General features: G+C 70.5%; 11 protein-coding genes. 4 read left to right on the top strand and 7 right to left on the bottom strand.

Annotated elements, in window-relative coordinates; genetic code table 11:
- Positions 1–15: 15 nt before the first annotated feature.
- On the bottom strand, positions 16–5,151 hold the full coding sequence (locus tag U5918_RS05350; protein ID WP_336000039.1) for a S8 family serine peptidase: 5,136 nt from the start codon (positions 5,149–5,151) through the stop codon (positions 16–18).
- Between the two features lie 271 nt (positions 5,152–5,422).
- Here U5918_RS05350 and U5918_RS05355 point away from each other — a divergent pair, with 271 nt between their 5' ends.
- Genes U5918_RS05355 through U5918_RS05365 form a run of 3 tightly spaced genes read left to right on the top strand, consistent with a single transcriptional unit; the run spans position 5,423 to position 8,339 of the window.
- Positions 5,423–6,319: a thiamine-phosphate synthase family protein gene (locus U5918_RS05355; protein WP_336000041.1), complete on the top strand. Its 897-nt coding sequence runs from the start codon at positions 5,423–5,425 to the stop codon at positions 6,317–6,319.
- On the top strand, positions 6,319–6,990 hold the full coding sequence (locus U5918_RS05360) for a class I SAM-dependent methyltransferase (protein ID WP_336000043.1): 672 nt from the start codon (positions 6,319–6,321) through the stop codon (positions 6,988–6,990). Before U5918_RS05355 ends, U5918_RS05360 begins: the two co-directional genes overlap by 1 nt.
- Before the next feature lie 35 nt (positions 6,991–7,025).
- Positions 7,026–8,339, top strand: a complete 1,314-nt coding sequence (locus tag U5918_RS05365) for a hypothetical protein (protein ID WP_336000044.1) — start codon at positions 7,026–7,028, stop codon at positions 8,337–8,339.
- A gap of 18 nt (positions 8,340–8,357) precedes the next feature.
- Here U5918_RS05365 and U5918_RS05370 read toward each other — a convergent pair whose 3' ends face one another.
- From U5918_RS05370 to U5918_RS05385, 4 genes are all read right to left on the bottom strand, one after another.
- Entirely contained in the window at positions 8,358–9,122 is a 765-nt protein-coding gene (locus U5918_RS05370; protein WP_336000045.1) for a DUF7001 family protein, read from the bottom strand.
- A gap of 52 nt (positions 9,123–9,174) precedes the next feature.
- Positions 9,175–10,368: a PQQ-binding-like beta-propeller repeat protein gene (locus U5918_RS05375; protein WP_336000046.1), complete on the bottom strand. Its 1,194-nt coding sequence runs from the start codon at positions 10,366–10,368 to the stop codon at positions 9,175–9,177.
- A gap of 195 nt (positions 10,369–10,563) precedes the next feature.
- Positions 10,564–12,537, bottom strand: a complete 1,974-nt coding sequence (locus U5918_RS05380; protein ID WP_336000048.1) for a CARDB domain-containing protein — start codon at positions 12,535–12,537, stop codon at positions 10,564–10,566.
- 455 nt (positions 12,538–12,992) lie between these two features.
- Complete coding sequence (locus tag U5918_RS05385; RefSeq protein ID WP_336000050.1) at positions 12,993–13,913, bottom strand: sulfide-dependent adenosine diphosphate thiazole synthase; 921 nt, start codon at positions 13,911–13,913, stop codon at positions 12,993–12,995.
- A gap of 162 nt (positions 13,914–14,075) precedes the next feature.
- Here U5918_RS05385 and U5918_RS05390 point away from each other — a divergent pair, with 162 nt between their 5' ends.
- Positions 14,076–15,914, top strand: coding sequence for a histidine kinase N-terminal 7TM domain-containing protein (locus tag U5918_RS05390; RefSeq protein WP_336000051.1), 1,839 nt, complete (start codon positions 14,076–14,078; stop codon positions 15,912–15,914).
- Here the strand turns inward: U5918_RS05390 and U5918_RS05395 are convergent.
- Both U5918_RS05395 and U5918_RS05400 read right to left on the bottom strand, forming a co-directional pair.
- Positions 15,911–18,409, bottom strand: a complete 2,499-nt coding sequence (locus U5918_RS05395; RefSeq protein WP_336000053.1) for an AAA family ATPase — start codon at positions 18,407–18,409, stop codon at positions 15,911–15,913. The genes U5918_RS05390 and U5918_RS05395 overlap by 4 nt on opposite strands.
- Positions 18,409–19,155: a 4-phosphopantoate--beta-alanine ligase gene (locus tag U5918_RS05400; protein WP_336000055.1), complete on the bottom strand. Its 747-nt coding sequence runs from the start codon at positions 19,153–19,155 to the stop codon at positions 18,409–18,411. The genes U5918_RS05395 and U5918_RS05400 overlap by 1 nt, the downstream gene beginning before the upstream one ends.
- Positions 19,156–19,181: the final 26 nt, after the last annotated feature.

Below are 19,181 nucleotides of genomic sequence, written 5' to 3' on the forward strand. Positions count from 1 at the left end.
ACAGAACCTCCCGAGTTAGAACTGCCGTCGCGCAAGTGCCAGCCCCGCGACGGCGATCGCGAAGAGCGCGGCGATCGGCGAGAAGCCGGGGCCGTCGCCGGCCGTGCTCGCGGGCTGCTCACCGTCGGTCGCGACGGTCTCCTCGTCGTTTTCGCTGGTGGGAGTTGTCTCTGTCTCGGTCGGGGTGGCCGACGTCGAATCGGTCGCCGTCGTCGAGTCGTGTGCGTCGACCGGGACGGACACGCCGACCGTGCCAGCGGCGGTCCCGTCGACCGCGAGCGCATAGGTCCCCGTTCGCTCGAACTCGACGGGGAGCGTGATCGTTCGGGACTCGCCGCCGGGGACGCGCACGGTCTCGTTCGCCAGTTCGGTTCCGTTGGCGGTGACCGCGACCGTTCGCGACCCGGTCACGGGGCCGTCGTTCGCGACCGTGACGGACACGCCGACCGGGTCGGCCCGCGCGGCGGTCGAGCGGTTCACGGTTGCGTTCGTCACCGAGAGGTTCGCGGCCGCGTCCGTCGCGACGGCGAAGACCGAGAGCCCGGGCGCGGTCGCCTCGAAGCGGTGCATCCCGCTCGCGGTGCCCACGTGACTGGTCGGCCGTTCCGACCACGTCCCGCCGGTCTGACGAAGCAGCGTGACCGATTCGGGATCGGTGCCCCGATCTGCGAGCGTCTCGGCGTCGACGCCGAACCGGAAGGTCGCATCGGAGACGTCCGCGTCGGAGACGGTGTGCGAGACCGTGAGGAAGCCGACCGGCGCGTCGAGTGCCGGGGCACCGTCGGGCGCGGCCGCCGTCGCGGCCACTTCGAGTTCGTAGTCCGTGGCCGCCGCGGTCAGCGCCAGTTCGTTCAGACGGAACCGCTCGCCCGAGTCGGCGACGGCGAACGAGACCTCGACGGTCTGGCCGGGGTTGGCGCGCGAGACGGTGGCCCGCTGGCTGCTGGGGCTCGTCGGGAGGACGGAGACGTCCGCCGACGGCGGGGCGGGCGCGGTGTCGCCGCCCGACCCGCCGGAACTTCCGCCGCCGGAGCCGCCACCGCCACCACCGGATCCGCCGCCACCGCTACGGGTCTCGACCTGATCGATGGTGACCGTCGCCGACTCGCCAGTTGTGCCGTCCGTTCCGGTGTCGTCGGTCGCCGTCGTCACCGTCGCGCGGACCTGGCCGTCGGCCCCGACTCTCCGCACCGCGCGGTACGTGTAGGGTCCCGACCCGGACCGGTCGAAGGACTCGATGGTCAGCGCCGTCGAGATCGCGCCGTCGAGATCGACCCCGAGCGCATCGAGCGATTCGGTGGACTCGACGGTGACCGAGACGCGCTGGTTCGACAGCGCTGACAGCGAGAACGACGTGATGGACGGCGGGGTGTCCACGGCGACGGCGTCCGTCGTCGCCCGACCCTCGTTGCCCGCGTCGTCCGTTGCGATTACGGGGATCGCGTGGTTGCCGTCCGCCGCCCGGCTCTGCGCGCCGACGGTCACGGTCGCGTTCGCCGTGCCGTCGCCGTCGGCGTCGGTGAGCGTGACGGTCCCGGCCCCGAGAGCGGACGCGTCGGCGCGAACGGTCGCGACGCCGCTCAGGGCGTCCGTCGCGGTGGCGGTGATCGCCAGCCGGTCGCCGTTTCCGAGCGTGCCGTTCACGTCGAGGGATCGGGCCGCTACGGAGAGCGAGGGCGGCGCGGTGTCGAGCGTGACCGTCGGAGTCGTGTCCTCGGCTTCGTTACCGGCCGCGTCGGTCGCCGTGATCTGCACCGCGTGCGGGCCGTCGGCGGCCGCGTCGCGCTCGTCGACGGTCAGGGTCGCCCCGTAGGTGCCGTCGCCGTCGGGATCGGTCAGGGTGACCGTCCCACCGCCGAACGCCGAGGCGTTCGCACGCACCGCGGCCACGCCTGACGTCGCGTCGGTCACGTTCACCGCGACGGTGAGCGGGTCGCCGTCTCCGACCGGCCCGCCGTCGAGTCGCAGATCGCCCAGCACGGGGGCGGTCGTATCCACGACGATCCGTCCCGACTGCGCGCTCGCGCCGTCGTTACCCGATTCGTCGACCGCGGCGTCGAGCGTCGCCGTGTACGTCCCGTCGGCCTCGGCGTCCCAGGTGGCCGCGTAGCGCCCGTCGGTGGCCGAGAAGTCGTCCGCGGTCAGCGTCGTCTTCGCAGGGCCATCGACGGTCGCCGTGATCGAGGAAAGGGGCTCCGACGTGTCGAAGCCGACCGCGACGCGCTGTCCGGTCGGGTTCTCCACCGTGAAGTTCGAGATCCTCGGCGCCGTGTCCAGCGCGACCGTGGGCGTCTCCGCCGTCCCCCGGTTTCCGGCCGCGTCGGTCGCCGCGATCTCGACGCCGTAGTCGCCGTCAGTCGTTGCGTTGGGGCCGTCGACGGCGACAGTGGCGTCGTAGGTCCCGTCCGCGTCGCCGTCGGTCAACGTCACCGTCCCCGCGCCGAACGCCGTGGCGTTCGCCGTGACGGTCCCGACGCCCGCGATGGCGTCCGAGACGGTCGCACCGATCGCGAGGGCGTCGCCGTCGCCCACGGTCCCGTCGTCGTCCGCGGCGTCCGCGAGAGTCGGGGCCGACAGCTCGGGCGGGGTTGTGTCGACGACGACTGTCTCCGACTCGCCGCTGGCTCCGTCCTTGCCCGCGTCGTCGACCGCCGCGTCGAGCGTCCCGGTGTACTCCCCGTCACTGCCGGGAGTCCAGGTCACTACGTAGCGCCCGTCCGTGGCAGTGAAGTTCGCCTCGGTCAGCGTCGTCGATTCCGGTCCGTCGACGCTCGCGGTGATCGAGGCGAGCGACTCGGAGGCGTCCAGGCCGAGTTCGAGGACCCGGCCGTCGGGATTGGTCACCGAGACGTTCGTGATCCGGGGCGGCGTGTCGAGGGAGAGCGTTCCAGTCGTCGTGATCCGGTCGTTCCCGGCGGCATCGGTGGCCCTGACGGGCACGTCGTAGTCACCGTCGGTCCGTGCCCCGTCGCCGACGACGGCGACTGTCGCGTCGTAGGTCCCGTCGCCGTTCCCGTCCGTGAGGGCGACGGTTCCGGCCCCGAACGCCGACGCGTTCGCCGTCACTGTCGCGAGCCCCGAGTGTTCGTCCGCCACCGTGGCTCCGATCGCGACTGCGTCGCCGTCGCCGACGATGCCGTCCCCGTCGGTCGCGTCCGTCGCGGTGACGCCTGCGGAGGTCGGTGCCGCGGCGTCAACCTGCACCTCGCCGGTCTCGTTCGCGTCGGTGTTGCCTGCCCGGTCGGTCGCAGTGACCGTCAGTGCGGTCGAACCGGTGGTCGCGCTCTCGCCGACCGCGATGGTGGCGTCGTACGTTCCGTTCCCGTCGTCGTCCGTGAGGGAGACGGTGCCGGCACCGAGTGCGGCAGCGTCCACGTCGACGGACTCGACACCGATGTCGTCCGTGACCGGGGCCGCGACCTCGAGTTCGTCGCCGACGCCGAGCCAGCCGTCGGAGGGGGCCGTGACGGTCGCGTTCCCAATTTCGGGGGCGGTGCCCTCGACGGCACCGACCGCGCCAGTGGCGTTCACCAGCCCCCAGCCGGTCGCGACGGACGGTTCGGTCCCGCTGATGGCCGTCGACGTTCCCAGCATGGCGGATTCGACCGCCGCGGGCGTCAGGCTGGCGTTGGCCCCGAGCGCCAGCGCGGCGACGCCGGCGGCGTGCGGTGCGGCGGCGGAGGTGCCGTAGAAACAGCAGCCGGCGTCGGTCGAGACGCCGTCGGGCGCGACCACCTCGGGCTTCAGGCGGCCGTCCACCGTCGGCCCCTGCGAGGAGTACCCCGCGAGGGAGAGGGAGTCGTCGTGGACCGCGCCGACCGAGAGCACGTCCGGGCTGGCCGCCGGGATGAGCAGGCTCTGGCGGGCTTCACTCGGGTCGAATCGCGCGCCGCCGAAGGTGAAGACGTTGAACTCAGCATCGGTCTCGCCCGACTGGTGGACGATCCGGAGTCGCGGATTCGAATCGCTCGCGCTCACGGTGACCCGCTCCCAGGGACCGAACGTCGAGCCGTCCTGGGTGTTCGTCGACCGGTCGAGGACGGTGCCGCCCTCGTCGACGAGTTCCACGTCGTAGTCCTGGTCGCGCGCGTCCCAGTCGGTCCAGCTGACGAAGACCGTCGCCGACCCACTGCCCGGCGGCTGGACTCCCACGGACTCTCCCCCGTCGACGTCGAGGACGCCGTCGCCGTCCGCGTCGCGCCAGGAGCCGTTCCAGTGGCGGCCGTTGGCGTAGTTGCCCGACGAGGTGACCCAGACGCCGCCGTCGGCGACGAACTCGCCGATCTTCCGGTCGATGTCGTCGGTCCCGTCGAGCGGGCCGGCCGTGTTGGCCCACGCCAGCGACATCGACACCACGTTCGCGTCGGTCGACGACCCCAGCCAGTCGACGGCGCGTTTCAGGTCCGTCCCTGTCCGAATGCGGACCAGCACCACGTCCGCACCCGGGGCCGTGCGAGCGGCCAGTTCGGCCGTCTTCGTCCCGTGCGAGCCCGCGCCGCCCTCGATTCCGTCGCCCGAGAAGTCCCGGGTCTCGACGACCTGGTCGCCGAATTCGGGGTTGTCGAGGTCGTAGCCGCCGGTGTCGACGATCGCGACGGTGGCGTTCGTCCCGTCGTAGCCCGCCTCGTGGACCGAGACGGCGTTCATCGACGACAGCCCCGCCACGCTCGTCGGCTCGACCGGCGTCGGCGGCCGGATCACCCGGACCGACGCGTCGTCCGCGACCTGTTCCAGTGCCGCCACCGGGAGTCTGACCTGGAGTTCGTTCTCGTACCCGGAGTCGAGGCGGCCACCGGCCGTCCTGACGGCAGCGGCCGCACCCTCGGCACCGCCGTCTTGGGCGACGACCGTCGCCTCGACGACCGTCTCGTCGCCCGATTCGCGAGCGACGGGACCGGTCGCGGTCGCCGGTGAGCCGCCGCGATCGGAGAGCAGATCGCCGTTGATCCGGGGGTGGGCGGACGAGTTCGAATCGGTCGCGGCCGTCCCGTTCTCGTCTTCCAGTTGCGTCTCGTTCCCGTCACCGGACGCAGCGTCGCCGCCGTCGAGCACTGAGACGCTGGCGACCGGCGCGGCTCCCGCCGCGCCCGCGAGGAGTCCGGCGAACAGTACGACGCCGACGACGACCGACCACCGATGAGTTGCGACCATCTCTGCGAATCCGTGTCCGGTGTTCACCACCACCCCTCATTATTGTTTGTACTTTGACTATTTTGTAGATATATAATATTTTTTGGTATTCAGTTACTTACCAGTCGGTATCAGTCTGGTCTGAATGAGTCTCTCTCAGCTTCGTACCGGTATACTGTCTTCAATTCCGATAGTAGTAGTATTCTGATAGCATCGCGAATTCGTGGGTCGGTGGCGTCCGCGCCGTGCGGCAGGGTTTTTATGCCGGCGCGGGACTGAGTTGCGACAACGAATGAGATTCATCGAGGAGGTGGTGGTCGAAGAGTTCCTGCCGACGTTCCGGTCGATGCTGGCCGAGGCGCTGCGGGAGCGCGGGCTGACCCAGAGCGAGGTAGCCGAACTCCTCGGGATCAGCCAGAGCGCGGTCTCGAAGTACGTCCACGGCGAGGTCGCGCGAAACGAGCGGCTGCTGACCGACGAGCGACTGGTGGACCTCGTCGAGCGGCTGGGCCACGGGCTGACCGAGGGCGAGATGAGCCCCGTCCAGGCGCTGGTCGAGACGGAGGTGGTCATCCGCCAGCTCGAACAGGGGGACGTGCTGGCCCAGCTCCACCAGGAAGCGGTGCCGGAACTCGCGTCCTACGGCGGCGCCTTCGAGGTCCACGACCCCGACAGCGACGTCCGGGTGGCCGAGCAGGCGCTGGCCTCGGTCCGGCGTGGGCTCACCGTGGTCGAGAACACCGCCGACTTCGCCCGGTACATCCCCGCGGTCGGGACGAACCTCGTCGAAGCGCTGCCTGACGCCGGCGGCATCGAGGACGTGGTCGCGGTCCCCGGCCGGATCATCGAGCTGAAGGGCCGGCCGGAGGTCCCCGCCGAACCCGAGTTCGGCGTCAGCGAGTACGTCGCGAGCGTGCTGCTGACCGCCCGCGAACACGGCAGCGACGCGCGCGCGGCCGTCAACGTCCGATACGACCCCACGCTGCTCGACGCACTCGAAGCCGCCGGGCACAGTGCGATCGAGTTCGACGCCGAGAAAGGGATCGAATCGGCCATTCCCGCCGCGCTCGAACGCGAGCCCGACGCCGACGTGCTCTACCAGACCGGCGGATTCGGGATCGAGCCCGTCATCTACGTCCTCGGCCCGGACGCGCCGACGGTCGCCGAGCGGCTGCGGGACGCCCTCTGATGGCCGACGCCGACCGGGTCCGGGACTTCTACGGCCGATGGGCGCACCTGTACGACCGGCTGGCGACCGCTCCCGGTGTCCGCTCCTGGCGGCGTCGGGCCGCCGCGGCCCTCGACCTCGAACCGGGCGACACCGTCGTGGAGATGGGCTGTGGCACCGGCGCGAACTTCCCCTCGCTGTGCGAGCGGGTCGGCCCCGAGGGACGCGTCGTCGGCGTCGACCTGACGCCGGCGGTGCTCGAGCGGGCACGGGCGCGCAGCGCCGACCGCGGCTGGGCGAACGTCCACTGCTGTCTCGGGGACGCCACGCGGCCCCCCGTCTCCGGCCCCGTCGACGCCGTCCTCGGCACGTTCGTCCTCGGGATGTTCCCGGACCCGGCGGCGGCAATCGCGGAGTGGTGCGAGCTGTGTCGACCGGGCGGCCGCGTCGCCGTCTGCAACTTCCAGCGGAGCCCGCATCCACTCGCCTGGCCGCTGAACCGCGCGTTCGGGGCGTTCGTCTGGGCGTCGTCGCCCGGGTGGGAGCGTCCCGACGGCCCGGTGACGACGGCGTTCGAAGACCGGGTGGCCGCCGGCCGGACGGCGCTCGCCGCCCGCACCGAGGATCGCCGGTTCGAGCGCTTCGCGGGCGGCTATCTCGGCCTGCTCACTGGCCGAGTACCTGCCGAATAGGAACGCTTTTTTCCGTGGTTTCGGTTCGTGTGTATATGTCGCTCGCCCACCGACTCGCGCCGCTCGCGGTCGCCCTCCTCCTCGTCCTCGCGGGGTGTGGGGCCGGCCCGAGCGACGGGACGGCGACGGAACCGACGGACGCTGAATCGCCGGCGGCCGCCGACACGCCAGCCGCGACCGACGACCCGAACCAGACGGCCACTCCGACGGGCACCGACACGCCCGCCGAACCCGCGAACCGGAGCGACGACGGTGGGGGCAACGAGACGGCCGCGTACAGCGTACAGGTCCAGAACGGGACGCTGCCGTTCGACGCGAACCGGACGTTAGTGCGAACGCAGTCGCTGCTAGGGACCGACGTGGAGCCCCGTCCCGTGCGGATCCAGAACCTGAGCGAGTGGCGCCGGACGCTTCCCCGCATCGGGGCGAGTCCGCTCAACGCCGCGCTGGGCTTCGAGAACGTCTCCGTGAACTGGAGCCAGCCCACCGGCGCGACGAGAGGGACGGGCTACGTCGCCATCCACCCCGGTGCAGGCGCGCCCGGGGCGACCGAGCGCGTGCTCGCACACGAGTTCACCCACATGGTCCAGTACCAGGCGAACCAGCTCCCGTGGCTCGACCGGTTCCGGACCGAGCGGGTGCTCACCGACCAGGCGAAGGTCTACCGCGCCCTGCAGGAGGGCGCCGCAGTCTTCACCGCAGACGCCTACGCTGATCGGTACCTGGACGTGCAGAACAACTCCGCGTTCATCCGCGAACAGTACGAACAGGGCGGGGCCTCCTATCAGTCCGCGCTGGCACCGTACCTGTTCGGCTCGCAGTACGTGGCCCAGCAGGTGGACACACCGGCGAACCTCACGGCCGTCTACCAGAACCCGCCGCGGACGACCGAGCAGTTGCTCCACAACTACACCCGGGCCGAGGAACCGGAGGCGAACCTGACCGTCACCACGACGAGGACGGGCGCCGACTGGCGGTTCCTGGGCAACAACACGCTGGGCGAGCTGACGGTTCGGCACTCGCTCGGCACGGAACTGTCGCGCGACCGGGCCACCGCCGCGGCGACGGGCTGGGGCAGTGACGAGCTCCACGTGTTCCAGAACACGAGCGCCGTGGACCGCTACGGCTGGGCCTGGATCTTCCAGTGGGACAACAGCAACGAGGCCGACGAGGCCGCAGCCGCGCTCGAGGAGTACGAGAGCATCCGGGAGACCGACCAGGGCGTCGACTTCGAGACGCGGCGCATCGGCGACGAGACGACTGCCCTCGTGTTCGGCGACCCGCAGTTCGTCGAGGCGGCCAGCGTGGACGGGACTACGGCGAACGTGACCGTCGCAGTCGGCTCTTGACCGGCGACCGCACCGATTTTACGGCCGGTATAGCTCCGCGTGGTCCTCGCAGAATTCAGGCTCGCGCAGTTGCGCCTCGATCACGCCGGGCTGGCGGTGTGGGTTCGCCAGCCGACACCCCTCCTGCTCGCAGAAGGCCTCGCCCGTCGCGAGATAGTGGTAGGCCTGCAGCACGTACCCCCGCAGCGCCTCGGTCGTCCGGGGGTCGTCCTCGACCAGGAACTCGCCCTCGACCTCGGCTTCGAGGACTTCGCGGGGCGGCGCGTCGCCGCTGACCATCGCCGTGCGCTGTTTCACCCTGTAGTACTGCTCGGGTTTGGCGGGCGCCTCGTACAGGCCGGGTACCGAGACGAGCGCCGGCTGGCCGAGGACGTTCACGCGCTTGTGCCAGCGGCCGTCGTGGTCGCCCCAGGTCCCCAGGACGCGATCGAGCAGCGGGACGTGCAGGTGCGAGAGCGACCGCTCAGCGGCCGGCAGAAGCTCCCGGAGTGCCTCCTGAACGGCCAGGCCGTCGTAGATGACGCCCCCGGCGCGTTCCGGGTGTTCGAGCGCGCGTTCCTCGTAGCGGACGATCCCCAGCATCGTGTTCCCCGTCTCCCGGTCGTAGGGGTCTAGGACGCGAGCCTCGGCGAAGGCCTCGGCGAGGTCGTCGTCGGAGCGCACGTCGAGAAAGCGGTCGCGGACGGTGACCTCGGCCGCGACGCGCTCGTCGAGCCACTCCGCGATCGCGTCGGCGTCGGCCTCGGTCGTGGGCGCGCGGTAGAGGGTGACGCAGTCGACCATAATATACCTCCGAGTGCGCCCGAGTTACGGGTTTTGGGTCACCCGGGTCGCCTCAGGCGTCCGTCGTCGGTGTCGAGTCGGCGGTCGTCCCTGCGGCCTCGCCCTCACCGAAGGCCCGAACGCGTCCGTCGGCGCTGCCCACGACGAGCAGGTCGCCGGTCACGGCGAGGGAATGGTTGTCCCGGTAGCCACCGGTGTCGGTCCAGATGGCCGTCCCATCCGCGAGCGCTCTGGCCTCGAGGACGTCGCCGGCCGCGACGTAAACGACCCCGTCGGCGACGGCGGTCCCGTAGACGCCGCGCTCGCCGTAACTGCGACACCACAGTCGCTCGCCGTCGCTCCGGTCGTGGACGTAGAGGGTTCCGCCTGCGACGGCGTCCCGCTCAGACTCGGTCCGCACCGACCCGACGACGATCGCGCTGTCCGTCACCACCGGGGTCCGGAGCTCCTCGGTCTCTCCCTCGAAGGTCCACAGCCGATCACCGGTCGCGAGGTCGAAGCCGAGTACGCGTCCCATCTCGCCGACGAACACCGTGCCGTCGCGGACGGCGACCGACCCGTGCGGGGCGACGTCATCGACCTCCCAGTCGACCGTCCCGTCCGCCGTGTCGACCGCACGCAGCGGGTCGTCGCCGAACACCAGCGTCCCGTCCGCGGCCGCACCGACCGCGTCCCCGTCGACGACCCAGCGCTCGTCGCCGGTCCCGACCTCCACCGCGTAGACGCCGTCGGGGCCGCTGGCGAACACCGCCCCGTCGGCGGCCACGACGTTCCCGTTCCGATCGAACGAACCGACGGCGTGGACCCATCGGCGCTCGCCGGTCGCGGCGTCGACGCCGTGGAGGCCGTCCGTTCCGGGGACGACGACGATGCGGTCGTCCGACGGCCCGACGACCGCCGGGACGCCGCCCGAGTCGAGGGCGTCGTACCGCCAGTCGACCACGCCGGTGGCGGGGTCCAGTGCGGCCAGCGCGCGCCCCTGGTACGTTCCGACGTAGACGGTCCCCGCGTCGACGACGGGATAGCTGTGGCCGATCGCACCCTGCCCGTCGGCCGGTTCCGCCTGGAACTCCCAGCCGCGGACGACGGACTCGCGCGGCCCGGGCGCGCTCGTGTGGCCCGTGTTCCCCGCGTCGCGGTGTCGCATCGGCCAGTCCCCCGCTTCGGTCACCGCGAGTGCGTCGTCCGCGGCGTCGCCGACCGTCGATTCGAAGCCCGTACTCTCCTCGCAGCTATCGTCGCTCACGGTCCGCGTGCAGCCCGCCACCCCCACGGCGCCAGCGACCGCGACGCTCTGCAGTACCCGTCGACGACTCGGTGTCCCTTCGATCCCCATCTCGTGACGTATCGCCCGATCCCACGGATGAGTGTTTCTATCAGACAGGTAGTCGACTCCCCACGAGAGATTCGCTCCGGGCCCGAAACGACCGTTCGGAGTACGTCAGAAGGGCCGGGATCGCAGCGCCCGGACCGCCAGAAGTGCGGTGGCGAGCACGGCGACGGAAACGCCGAACCCGGCGCCGTCGGCGGCGGTCGCGCTGGCTCCGTCACCCGGCTCGGTCGCGGGCGCCTCGACGGTCACCGTCGTCGAGGCGTTCCCGGCCGTGTAGCGGTGGACCCCGACGCCCGGCGCGTCGGCGAAGGCGACCGTTCGATCGGCGCCCGGCTGGACGACGACCGAGCGCGTGTCGATCACCGTGTCGTTCCGGCGGAGGGTGATGGTCCCGGCGGCCGGGACCGGTGCGTCGTTGCCGACCGCCGCCGTCAGACCGACCCGGTCGCCGGCATCGATGCGTGACGCGTTCGAGCGCAGGTCGGCGACCGTCGGCGCGGCCGGCTCGCTGACCCCGACGGTCACCGACTCCGTCCCGACCGCGAGCGTGTAGGTCCCCGTTTCGTCGAAGGCGTGTGAGAAGGTCAGTGTGCGGCCCTCGTCGGGGTCGAGCGACCCGGTCCGCCGAGAGACGGCCTCACCGTCGACCGTCAGTGCGGCGTCGAACGTCCCGCTCGCGTCCCCGGTGTTCTCGACCAGCACCGTCAGGGAGAGCCGCTCGTCGGTGGCGAGTTGGACCGGCGCTCCGGCTTCGAGGGAGCCGTTGCGGTAGGGGCCGTCCACGCGATAGCGGTCGGCGGCCGGCCCGAGAGAGTACTCGAAGCGTGGGGCAGCGCCCTCGAAGGCACGCTGGTGTTCGATCTCGCTCCACGTCGACGGTCGCGCGTCGGTCGTGGTGTACCGGTGGGTGAGGTCGCCGACCGTCGAACCGCCGGTCGCGCTCGCGAACTGCCGGAGGTCCGGACCGGTCACGGGATCGCCCGCCGCGTTCACGCGTCGGAACACGCCCTGGAGGGTGCGGCCGTCGGTCGCCAGTCGGGTCCGCCGGTCGAGTTCGCCGGCGACGAGCGCGCCGCGGAGATACGGCGTCATCTCCGTCCAGGTGCCCGGTTGCGAGAGAATCGTGTCGCGCTCGGAGCGGCGTTCACCGAGTGCCAGCCGGTCTCGGAATTCGTCGTAGTCGATCAGGCCCTGTTCGAGTGTGATGAGTGCCGCGTAGTAGGAGGCACTGGCTTCGGTGAACCAGCGGGCCTCGGCCTCCGTCAGGTAGTCCTGGCGCGTGTGGACGTACTCGTGGACCCAGACGTTGTCCGCCGTGTCGACCATCTCGGTATCGCGCACCCAGAAGGCGTCGTCGCCGGTCTGGAGCCCCTGGACGGACCAGCCGACGCCGGTGGTCGGCGCGGCGAACATGAACACGCTGTCGTCGCGGTCGCCGACGCGCAGGCGGTCCGCGGCGTCGATCGTCGACTCGAAGATCCGGTCGGGTGACTCCCGGAGCTCCGCCGCCTCGGGTACGATCAGCCTGAACCGCTGGCCGTGGGCGAGCCGAGTGGACTCGCTGTAGGGGCCCAGATAGGAGATGGACTCGCTGGCGACGCCCTCCCCGGGGACGGTCGTTCGGCGGTCGAGGGTGACGTTCCCGCCGCGCCAGCTCCAGGAGACGGAGACCTGCGGCGTGCGGACGATGGCCCACGGGCCGGCGTCGACGAAGACGAGGTCGCCCCGGCCGGAGAGCGGGCCCTGGGCCTCGCGCGTCTCGTTGACCGACAGCCGGTAGGTCACGCTCGGATCTTCGGTCCGGCCGTCCCACTCGTAGCCGTCGCCCGCCGCCGAGAAGCCGTCGGTGTCGATCACCGTCGTGCGGTCCGGGAGGCCGGTCTCCAGTTCGACCAGATTCTCGGGCGGGTCGAATCGTGCAGTGACCGTGATCTCGCCGGGCTGATTCGGCGTCAGCCGAAGCGACTTCGTGAGGATCAGTTGCTCCTCCTGTGCCCCGTCGACCGTGGCATTCGTCGCGGTCGATCCCGTGGTTTCGGCGCTCGCGCCGCCACTCGCACCGAGACCGACTGCGAGAGCCACCAGAAGACAACAACACAGCACGTGTCGTCGACGTTTCATCAACTACCTGGTGGGATAGCGCGAACTTAGTTCCGATGGCAGGCTCGACGGCCAAGTGGCTGTACTCGCGTGGCCGTTAATGCGGTGCGCAGTTCGGGTACGGAGAACGGTTGCGGAGCTGTGCGGTGGTCAGGAGCATCCGCGGCGCTTTGCGCCGCGGTTCACCGGAAGACGGTTCACCTCACCTCGTTCCGCTCGGTTCGGTGACTGCGACTTCCGAGCACCCACTCGTTCCCTGCGGTCACTCGCGGGAACACTCGGCGCGAGTGAAACGAGCGCCGAGGGAGTGTTTCCCCAAGTTTTTGCGATAGTGAGGGACCTCCGGTCCCTCATACCATGCGAACGGGCGCTTCGCGCCCGTGAGCAGATGGGGGGTTCGCCAGCGGCGAACCCCCGACGTAAAAAGTGGGTGCCGGTTAGTCGTCAGCGGGACTCGCTCGGGAGGTCATATCCACGTCCTCGGCGTCGACGCCGAGTTCGTCGATGGCGGCCTGGGCGGCCCGTTTCCCGGAGAGGAGCATGGCGCCGAAGGTCGGGCCCATGCGCGGGAGGCCGTAGGTCGTGGCGGTGGCCATGCCGGTGACGATCAGGCCCTCGTGGGCGAGGCCGGTGTGCTCGACCACGGCGTCCTCGGACTTTCCGACCCACATGGAGTCGTGGCCGGGGGAGTCGTGGCCGGGGGCGCCGTAGGAGTCGTCGCCGGTCTGGTCCATGCCGCTGGCCTCGTCTTCGAGGCCGGGGGCGTTCAGCACGCCGCGTTCGTCGAGTTTCTTGACGGCCATGGCGTCGTGGCCGGTCGCGTCGATGACGAGGTCGGCCTCGACGGCGATGGGGTCGACGCAGGTGATCTCGCGGGGCAGCGCGTGGACGGGGGTCCAGTTCATGACGATGCCACCGACGCGGTGGTCCTCGCGGATGACGATGTCGGTGAACTCGGTCATGTTCTGCATCTTCGCGCCGGCGTCGCAGGCGGCCTTGATGAGGCCGGAACAGGCTTCGGGGCCGTTGGCGACGTAGAGGCCCTCGCTGTCCTGGGACTGCTTGTAGTCCACGTCGAGTTCGTCGAGGACGTGGTGGGCCGGGCCGCGGACGGTGACCTTGTTCATCAGGAAGCCGCCGAGCCAGAAGCCCCCGCCGAGGTAGTTGTTCTTCTCGACGACCATCGTCTGGACGCCCCGCTCCGAGAGCTCTTTGGCTGCCATCAGGCCCGAGGGCCCGCCACCGACGATGATCACGTCGCTGTCGGAGAAGTCCATGAACTCCTCGGTCCACTCCTGGCCGATGGCGCGGGTGACTTCCGCCTCGCCGACGTCGCTGAACTGCTCGAACTCGGACATAGTAGTCAGTAATACCATCCGGTGGTTAAAAGATGTTCTGATCGGCGGCGTCGCCCCGCGGCCGAGCCGAAACCGGGCCGAGAGGTCCCCTCCGGGCCGACTCCTCGCCCGAAATAGCGAAAACGCATAAACCATCGGACGGGTAACACTCCGCAACTCCGCATGCCCTGGCAGTACACGCCAGTAATCACGTTCACGCTCGTCGCCGCGGGGGTGGTGGCCATCGGCGCGCTCTCCGTGGTCCGCCAGCAGCGGGCCTACGAGCCGGTTCCGGGGGGCTACACCGCAGTGGCGCTGGCGGCGGTGATCTGCTGGGTGCTCGCGGCCTACTCGCTCCAGCTTGCGAGCGTCGAACTCGTCCAGAAGTTCCACTGGTACCGGGTGGGTTACATCGGGTTCATGCCCGTCCCGGTCCTCGTGCTGGTGTTTACCCTCCAGTACACCAGCCGGGATCGGTATCTCACCTGGTGGAGCGTGGGGCTCTTGCTCCTCGTCCCGGTCGCGATGATCGGGCTGGCGTTCACGAACCAGCTTCACGGGCTCGTGTGGACGAACCAGCGTGTCATCGACAACGGACTCTTCCTGGCCTTGCGCCCCGACTACGGGCAGGCGGTCCTCGCCTACGCCGCCGTCAGCGTGGCGATAGTCGGGATCTGCACCGCGTTGCTGGTCCAGCGCGCCATCGCGACGGCGGGCATCTACCGGCAGCAGGCGGTGTTGCTCGTCGCCGGGACACTCGTGCCGATCGTCGCCGCCGGGGTGTACTTCTCGGGGGTCAACCCACTCCCCGGTCTGGAGGTGATGACGATCTCCCTGGCCGTGACGGCGGTGGCGTACTGCTGGGCGGTCGCCCGGCACGGCCTGTTCACGCTCGTCCCGATCGCGAGCCAGGCCGCGGTCGAGCAGATGGACGACGCCGTCGTCGTCATCGACATCCGCGGGCTCGTCGTCAACGTGAACGAACAGGCCGAACCGTTCCTGACGGTCGACCACAGGGAGGCTATCGGCGGGTCGGTCGGGGAGGTGCTCCGCCCGTTCGCGGTCCCGCCGGCCCCTCGTTCGGACGAGCCCGACAGCGACCGCGAGGTGGTGACCGACCCCGAGACCGGTCGCTCCTACCAGCGGACCGGGACGCCGCTGACCGACGACGACGGCGTCGTGATGGGCCAGCTCGTCGTTCTGCAGGACATCACCGATCGGGTCCGTCGCGAGCGGCGGCTCCGCCAGCAGAACGAGCAGCTCGAGGAGTTCGCGAGCGTCGTCTCCCACGACCTCCGGAACCCGCTGAACGTGATCAGCGCCCGGTCACAGCTGGCCCGCGAGACCGGGGCCGCCGAGCACTTCGACGCCCTCGACCGGGCGGCCGATCGGATGGACCGGCTCATCGACGACCTGCTCCAGCTCGCCCGGCAGGGCCAGACCGTCGACGAAACCGAGCGCGTGAACCTGCGCGAGGTCGCCGAGGACGCCTGGACCCTGGTGAACGCGCCCGACGCCAGCCTGTCGATCGAGGGCGACACTGTTCTGGAGGCCGACCGCGACCGCCTCCAGCAGGCCCTGGAGAACCTCTTCCGGAACGCGGTCGACCACGTCGGGGAGGACGTCTCGCTGCTGGTCGAGCCGCTCGAATACGACGCCGAGGGCGGCGTGGCCTCGCGCAGGACCAACGGGGACGACGAACAGACGGCGGCGGACGAGTCCGATGCCGGCACGCGGGCGGGGTTCGCCGTCGAAGACGACGGCCACGGCATCCCGCCCGAGGAGCGCGATCAGGTCTTCGACTACGGCCACACGACCGAGGACGACGGGACCGGCTTCGGGCTGGCCATCGTCAAGGAGATCGTCGAGGCCCACGGCTGGGAGATCAGGACCGTCGACGGCACGCTCGCAAGCGGCCGCGAGGACGGGAAATACGGCGGCGCGCGCTTCGAGATCACCGGCGTCACGACCGCCGATGGGCTGGCTCTCGGCGACACCGACGTCGGGTTCGAGTTCGGTTAACGTCGGGCGAGCCAGTCCTCGATGCTCGATCCCGTCCGGTCGACGGCCCCTTCCAGGTGCGCCGTGTCGATCGGTTCGTCCGCCCGCATCGCCGCCCGGGCGGCGTTCTCCGCGATCAACTCGAGGTCGCTCGCCGCGTACCCCTCCGTCCGATCGACGACGGTCGTCCAGTCCAGTCCGTCGGCCAGCGGCCGGTCACGGAGGTGGACGCCGAGGATCTCGCGGCGCGCCTCGGCGTCCGGCGGCGGGACCTCGATCCGCTCGTCGAACCGGCCCGAGCGTCGGATCGCGCCGTCGATGTCCTCGAGCAGGTTCGTCGCACCGACGACCACCACGTCGTCGCCCACGTCCTCGAGTTCGGCGAGCAACTGATTGACCATCTGCTGTTCGCTGGTGTTCATCCCGCCCGTCCGCGAGCCCGCGATGGCGTCGATCTCGTCGACGAACAGGACGCAGGGCGCGTTGGCCGCGGCGATGGAAAACAGGTCCGCGACGTTCTGGGCCGGCTTGCCCATCCACTTGCTCGTCAGATCGGCGGGGGTCACCGAGAGGAAGTTGTGGCCGAGTTCGCCCGCGAGCGCGGTGGCGAGGTACGTCTTCCCGCAGCCCGGCGGGCCGTACAGGAGGAGGCCGTCGAGCACGTCCAGCCCGTAGTCGGCGAACCGGTCGGGGTCGTTCAGGGGCTCGATCACCGTCTCGCGCAGGCGGTCCTTGAGGTCGGCCATCCCGCCCACGTCGGCGAAGTCGAGGGCCGGATCCGGGTCGACCAGCGAGCGGGCGTTGAGGTCCGCGTCCGCCGGCTGCTCGACGTGATCGTCCGCGTCGGTCGGCCCGCTCCAGTCCGGGATCGAGGAGGACGCGTCCTCGGCGGCCGCGAGCAGGTGCGACTCGCCGATGGCCTCGCCGGCCCGCAGCGCCTTCCGCGCGGCGTTCTCCGCGATCAGTTCGAGGTCGCTGGCCGCGTAGCCCGCGGTCGCCTCGACGACCCCCTCGAGATCGATCTCGTCGGCGGTCGGCCGGCCGGCGAGGTGGACCTCGACGATCTCCCGCCGGGCGTCGGCGTCCGGCGGTGGCACCTCGACGCGCTCGTCGAATCGGCCCGAACGGCGGATGGCGGGGTCGACGTCGTCCACGAGGTTGGTCGCGCCCATCACGACCACGTCGTCCTCGCTCGCGTCCTCCAGTTCGGTCAGCAACTGATTGACCATCTGCTGTTCGCTCGAGTTCATGTTCGCGTCGCCGTCCCGGGTCCCCGCGATGGCGTCGATCTCGTCGATGAAGAGCAAGCAGGGCTGGTTCGCGCGGGCGATCTCGAACAGTTCCTTCACCTTCTGGGCCGGTTCGCCCATGTACTTGCTCGTCAGGTCGGCCGGGCTGATCTCCACGAAGTCGTGGCCGACCTCGCCGGCCAGCGCCTCCGCGATGTACGTCTTCCCGCAGCCGGGCGGCCCGTGCAGGAGGACGCCGTTCACGACGCCGACGCCGTACTCCTCGAACGTCTCGGGATCCTCGAGTGGGCGGATCACCTTGTGTCGCAGCGTCTCCTTGAGCGTCCTCATCCCGCCGACGTCGCCGAAGCCGCGCTCGACCTGCCGCTCGACCAGTGACGAGGCGTCCATGTCGACGCCCTCCGGCTGGACGATCTCGTCTTCGCCGTCGCCCCCGGCACCGTCTCCACCACCGAACGACCGGTCTGGCGAGCGACCATCGGGACCATCACCTGCGTCGTCGCCACCGCCGGCGCCCGCCCTGTCGTCCCGAGAGAGCTGTTTCTGCACCCGGTCGAGCGAGAGGTCGTAGCCGTACTCCGCGAGTCGCGTCGGGTCGTCGGCGACGAACTCCGAGAGCCAGCCGTGGCGCTTGAACTCGGCCTCGTCGGCCTCGGGGTCGCGGAAGGCGAGCATGATGGAGTGGTCGGCGTCGTCGCTCCGGTACTCCGCGAGCCAGAAGGGGAGGTAGACGCGGGTCACCTCCGTCACTTCGTCGAATCCCGCCGGATCGAACTCGCCGGGCAGCCCGTAGTTCTCCCGGAGTTTCCGGAGGAAGACGTCCGCCTGGTCGCCGCGGCCGGCGTCGCGCTGGCGCGCCCAGTCGGCGACCCGTTCGGGCAGGAGGGTCCCGGCGGTGTCGTTGTCGACCTGGAACTGCAACAGGACCGAGGGGCCCAGTCCCTCGCCGTCGCCGAAGTCGTAGTCACCGGTCGCGACGTTCAGCAGTTCGTCCGTCTCCCCGGCGTAGCGGGAGACGTGGGCGTCGTTGTCGGCCCAGAGGCCGTCGAGGAAGACGGTGTCCTCGCGCTCTTCGGTCCCGAACCACTGGCCTTTGCCCGTCTCGTACCGGAACGAAACCCGGAAGGCCGGATAGAAGACGCGGTGGAGGCGTTCCAGCCGTTCGTCCTCGCCGAAGGGCGTGAGGGTTCGGTCTTCGAGCGTCTCGCGGACCCGGTCGGCGTCGGGGAGTCGCCGGTCGACGTAGACGTAGGGCGGCAGCGACATCACAGATCACCGGATCGGATGGCGTCCTCGGCGGCTCGCAGGGCGGCGTCGCGGTCGAACTCCTCGACGACCGCTTCCAGTTCCGCGCGGGAGGCGTCGGCCAGGTCGCGTGCGTGCTCGTTGATCCCCGGGACCGCGCGGATGATGTTGTCGATGATCGGGACCGTCGCGGTCTGGGCCGAACGGGAGAGCGGGTTCAGGTCGATTACGAGTTCGGTCTTGTCCATCTCGGCCAGGGCTTCGGCGCGGTCGCCGTCCTCCAGGGGGACCAGCACCACGTCGGCGTCGCCGATGCCGTCGGCGTCGACCTTCGCGCGCTCGTGGTCGAGGCCGGGGATGCGGCCGTCCGCGTCGAGGCCCTTGACCTCGTCCGCCCCGTGTTCGCGGAGGTACTCGGCGATGCGCTCCATCCGTTCTTCGGTCCGGTTGAACAGGTTGACCTCGAGGTCCGCGCCGGTCGCCGCAGCCAGTTCGACGAGTTCGCCGGGCACGAGCGCGGCGGCGTTGCCGTTGACCGAGAGGACGGGGTGCTCGGCCAGCAGGAGGTGGGCTGCGGCGGCCCGCTCGGCGGCGTCGGCGCTCTCGGTCGTGCGCTCGCCGAGGAGGTAGTCGTAGGCCTCGCCACGGCCCTGGGCGATCAGTCCCTGCCGGGAGGTGATCCCCCGGTCGACCCCCGCCTCGATCCGGTGTCGCGTCAACAGCGACTCGTACCGGGGGTGGCTCTCGGGCACGTCGATTTCTTCCATACGAGTAACGTATCCTCGGGTGCAAA

The organism is Halorientalis sp. LT38 (assembly GCF_037031225.1).
In the GTDB taxonomy this organism is placed as follows: domain Archaea; phylum Halobacteriota; class Halobacteria; order Halobacteriales; family Haloarculaceae; genus Halorientalis; species Halorientalis halophila.

Bases quoted from the DNA above. Each gene is read 5' to 3' on its own strand.
- U5918_RS05370 (WP_336000045.1), bottom strand. From the start codon at position 9,122: ATGGTCGACTGCGTCACCCTCTACCGCGCGCCCACGACCGAGGCCGAC.
- U5918_RS05360 (WP_336000043.1), top strand. From the start codon at position 6,319: ATGGCCGACGCCGACCGGGTCCGGGACTTCTACGGCCGATGGGCGCAC.
- U5918_RS05365 (WP_336000044.1), top strand. From the start codon at position 7,026: ATGTCGCTCGCCCACCGACTCGCGCCGCTCGCGGTCGCCCTCCTCCTC.
- U5918_RS05400 (WP_336000055.1), bottom strand. From the start codon at position 19,155: ATGGAAGAAATCGACGTGCCCGAGAGCCACCCCCGGTACGAGTCGCTG.
- U5918_RS05390 (WP_336000051.1), top strand. From the start codon at position 14,076: ATGCCCTGGCAGTACACGCCAGTAATCACGTTCACGCTCGTCGCCGCG.
- U5918_RS05355 (WP_336000041.1), top strand. From the start codon at position 5,423: ATGAGATTCATCGAGGAGGTGGTGGTCGAAGAGTTCCTGCCGACGTTC.
- U5918_RS05385 (WP_336000050.1), bottom strand. From the start codon at position 13,913: ATGTCCGAGTTCGAGCAGTTCAGCGACGTCGGCGAGGCGGAAGTCACC.
- U5918_RS05395 (WP_336000053.1), bottom strand. From the start codon at position 18,409: ATGTCGCTGCCGCCCTACGTCTACGTCGACCGGCGACTCCCCGACGCC.
- U5918_RS05350 (WP_336000039.1), bottom strand. From the start codon at position 5,151: ATGGTCGCAACTCATCGGTGGTCGGTCGTCGTCGGCGTCGTACTGTTC.